At 69.6% G+C, this 3,871-nt stretch carries 3 protein-coding genes; all 3 read right to left on the bottom strand.

All coding sequences use genetic code 11. From position 1 onward, the window contains the following. A partial coding sequence (locus tag M3N57_12505) for a heavy metal translocating P-type ATPase (GenBank protein ID MDP9023491.1) occupies positions 1-2,615 on the bottom strand: 2,615 nt, incomplete at its 3' end. Positions 2,616-2,640: 25 nt separating this feature from the next. Then, entirely contained in the window at positions 2,641-2,847 is a 207-nt protein-coding gene (locus M3N57_12500) for a cation transporter (protein ID MDP9023490.1), read from the bottom strand. A 125-nt stretch (positions 2,848-2,972) separates the two neighbouring features. Then, the coding region (locus M3N57_12495) for a PD-(D/E)XK nuclease family protein (GenBank protein MDP9023489.1) at positions 2,973-3,871 on the bottom strand (899 nt) is incomplete at its 5' end.

Genomic DNA, 3,871 nt, shown 5'->3' with positions numbered 1-3,871 from the left:
TCGTGGAGCTTCGCGCGGACCTGCCCCTCGAACACCTCGGGTGTGTGCTCGACGGTGACCGTGTCGGCCTCGTGGTCGGCGCGGACGCGGCGGATCCCGCCGAGAGCTCCCAGGCGGTCCTCGATCCGCTGCGAGCAGTTGCCGCAGTGCATCGGGACCTTCAGCGCGAACGTCCGCCCACCCTCGTCGACCGTCTCCTGCACCTGTTCGCCGCGTTCGGCGCCCTCTTCCACCTCGGCGTGCTCGGCTGGCGGAGCTTCGTGGGCATGCTCGACGTGCTCGGCCTCCTCCGGTGTCTCGAGCCGGCCGTGGTCGTGCTCGCGGCGGTGCTGGTCGGCCAGCAGCTCGTCGGGCTCGGGCTCGCGCTCGCCGCGGGCACGGCGCAGCATCCGCCCACCGAACGAGTTCGCCAGGACGGCGGTGACCGAGGCGACCATCGCGATCATGGCCCAGATCGGGTGGACGAAGCCGGTCGCGGCCGCCGGCACCCCGATACCGTTGAACGCGAACGCCAAGCCGAGGTTCTGCTTCGTCTTCGCGTACGAGCGCACACCGATGTCGCGGGCGTCCATCACCGCACCCAGCCGCTCGCTCATGATCACGATGTCAGCCGACTCGATCGCGATGTCGGTGCCCGCCCCGATCGCCACCCCGACATCCGCCTGGGTGAGCGCGGGCGCGTCGTTGATGCCGTCGCCGACCATCATGACCCGCCGACCTTCCTTCTGGAGCTCGCGGACCTCGGCGGCCTTGTCGTCGGGCAGCACCTCCGCGAGCACCCGCTCGATGCCGACCTCGGCGGCGACCGCCTCGGCGGTGCGCCGGTTGTCCCCGGTGATCATCACCGGCGCGATATCGGCCTCTTTCATGCGCTGGATCGTCTCGGGGGCGTCGGGCTTGATCTCGTCGCCGATGCCGACCATCCCCAGCAGTTCGTCGTCGCGGGCGACCCCCACGACGGTCAAGCCCCTCTCCTCGAGCCGCGTGAAACGCTCGCGGGCGTCGGTCAGGTCGATGCCCTGCTCCTCGAGGAAGCCGGGCTTGCCCACCAGGACCCGCGCCCCGTCGACCGTGGCCTGCACCCCCTTGCCGGTGTGGCTTCGGAAGTCGTCGGCCAGCACCACATCCAGCCCGCGCTCCTCGGCGGCGTCCTCGATCGCCCGCGCCAGCGGATGTTCGCTCGCCGACTCCGCCGACGCGGCAACGGTCAGCACCTCATCCTCGCCGTGCCCGCCGACAGCAACCACCTCACCGACGGCGGGCTTACCCTCGGTGATCGTCCCAGTCTTGTCGAGTACCACCGAGCGGATCTCGTCCATGATCTCGAAGGCCTCACCCGAACGCATCAGGATCCCCTGACGGGCCGCCTCACCACCGCCCCGGATCATCGCCAACGGGGTGGCCATCCCCAACGCGCACGGATAGCCCAAGACCAGCACCGCGAGCGCTGCGAACGTCGCCCGGAAGAAGTTCGGTGAGCCGCCGAACAGCACCGGCCCGAGTGTCCACGCGAGGAACCCGCCTGCGGCGAAGGCCAGCACCCCGGGGACGAAGTACTTCAGCACCGTGTCCACGAGCTGCAGCACGCCCGGCTTCAGCGCGCGCGCCTCCTCGATCGACCGGACCACCTGCGACAGGAACGACTCCTCACCGACCCGGGTCACCTCGATGACGAGGCTGCCGGTCTGGTTGATCGACCCGCCGATCACCTCGTCGCCGGCGACCTTTTCCGCCGGGATGGGCTCGCCGGTCACCAGCGACTCGTCGACCGCCGAGGCGCCATCGACGATCGAGCCGTCGACCGGGACGGACTCGCCGGGGCGGACGCGCACACGGTCGCCGACCTCCAGCTCGTCGACCGGGACCTCCACCTCCTGCCCGTCGCGGATCACCCGTGCCGTGTCGGGCTGGAGGTCCATCAGTTGGCGTACCGCCTGCGACGAGCGCGTGCGGACGACCTGCGACACGTAATCGGACAGGATGTGGTACGCGGTGACGAACACCGACACAGCGAAGAAGTGCCCGGCCGGGAACTGCGGGTCGACGAACATCCCCAGCAACCCGCCGGTCAGCCCGGCGAACGCGCCGAACTCCAACAGCACGTGCTGGTTGAAGATCCCCCGACGCAGCGACGCCCATGCCATCTTCTTCACGAACCACGCGGTGACGAACATCGTCTCCAACGCCAGTGCGAGCATCACCCACATCAGGAACGGATGGGCGAGCACCGTCCAGAACGGCTCCATCCCCAGCACCATCAGCACCGCGGCGATGGCGGTGAACACCCCCGCGACGATCAGCCGGTTGCGCGCCGTGCGCAGCTCGGCTTCCTCGTCCTCGAACGAGCGCACCTTCTCAGGGTCGCGGTAGGTGTAGCCCACCTGCTCGAGAGTGCGTCGCAGCTCCTCCTCGGTGAGCTTGTCGGGGTCGTAGCGGACCAGGCCCTCCTCGTGGGCAAGCGACACGCCCACGTCGTAGACGCCATCCATCCGCGAGTACGCCTTGCGGATCGTGTTCGTGCAGAACGAGCACGACATCCCACCGATCTTCATGCGGTAGGACGCCTCCCGACCGCCCTGCTCGCCGTCTTCGGCCTGCTGCTCTCCTGCAGCCATGGGCGTCCTCCCTCGATCCTGGTGGTCAGGCAACGTCGAAGCCGGCGGCGCGCACACGCTCGCCGAGCTGCTCCTCGTCGATCCTCGCCTCGTCGTAGCGGACGGTCGCCGTCCCAGCGGCGTCCACCTCCGCCTTGATGACGCCCTCCGCCCGCTCCAACGCCTGGCCGAGTCGCGACGCGCAGTGGCTGCAGTCCATCCCTGTGATCTGCAGCGTGGTCTGGGTCGCCATGCGTCCTCCTGTCACCGGTCTCGTCGCAACGGTAAACGTTCCTGTAGGTGGAACCTCAACGGGAACGGTGCGTAGAGCCGGCCCTCAGCGTGAAGCCGTGGGATCGTTACTCGTGATCGGGCCGGTCACGACCCAGGTGACGAGTCGCGGTCCCCGACCGCACGTCGGACCGCCGCCTTGGCACCGTCGAGCTCCTCGAGTTCGCGCTCCACCGGTCCGCTAGGGGTCAGGAACACGAACACCACCCGGCTGACTCGTTCACCGACCGACTCCTCGACCGCCAGCGCATACGAGGCTCCCTGTGCGCGGTACTCAGCCATCCGCCGGTCGATGTCCGCGGACGCTGATGCGGTCTTGTAGTCAACGACGACCAGGCCGTCGTCGGCGCGGAACAGCAGGTCGATGTAGCCCTCGAGCGTGCGGCCGTCGAACCGGGCGGCGACGTAGGTCTCGCGCCAGCGCGGGTAGCGCAACGCTTCATTCACGACGCCCGCAGCCAGGGCCCCCCGAGCCAGGTCGATGATGGTGTCTTCCCTCCCGATGACACCCTCGGCAGCGGCCTGCGCCGACGCGGCGGACTCCAGCCCGTCGCCGGTCGCCAGATCGATCGTCTGGAGCACCGCGTGCACAGCCCGCCCGATCGCGGTGCCGTAGCGGCCCTTCTGCCACGGCGGCAGCTCCAGGTCACGCGGGCCCTTCTCAACGCCAGCCTGCGCTTCCTCGTCGAGTTCCGCGTCGAGCACCAGCTTCCCCACGTCCGTCGCGGCCAGGCTGCGACGCACCGAGCTCGCGGACAGCTTCTGATCCCGCTCCGCCTCCCACTCCTCGAGCGCCGGCAGCAGTTCGAGCCGGGCCCTGGACGCAGCAGCCACCGTGCCGCCCTCACCGGACACGAAATCGACGGCGTGCGGCGCGTCCTGGGACGCCTGCGCGAGCAGTTCCGCGTTGGTGCACTTCCGCGGGTCCGTCTGGGGGGTCCTCCGCGCCTTGCGGTGCAGCGACACGACGAGGTGGTCCTTCGCCC

The sequence above is a fragment of the Actinomycetota bacterium genome (assembly GCA_030776725.1).
Classification (GTDB): domain Bacteria; phylum Actinomycetota; class Nitriliruptoria; order Nitriliruptorales; family JAHWKO01; genus JAHWKW01.
The sequence above is the reverse complement of the archived record's forward strand: the minus strand, read 5'-3'. Positions and strand labels throughout refer to the sequence as shown.

Excerpts from the sequence above, each read along its gene's own strand:
- M3N57_12500 (MDP9023490.1), bottom strand. The coding sequence starts at position 2,847 with ATGGCGACCCAGACCACGCTGCAGATCACAGGGATGGACTGCAGCCAC.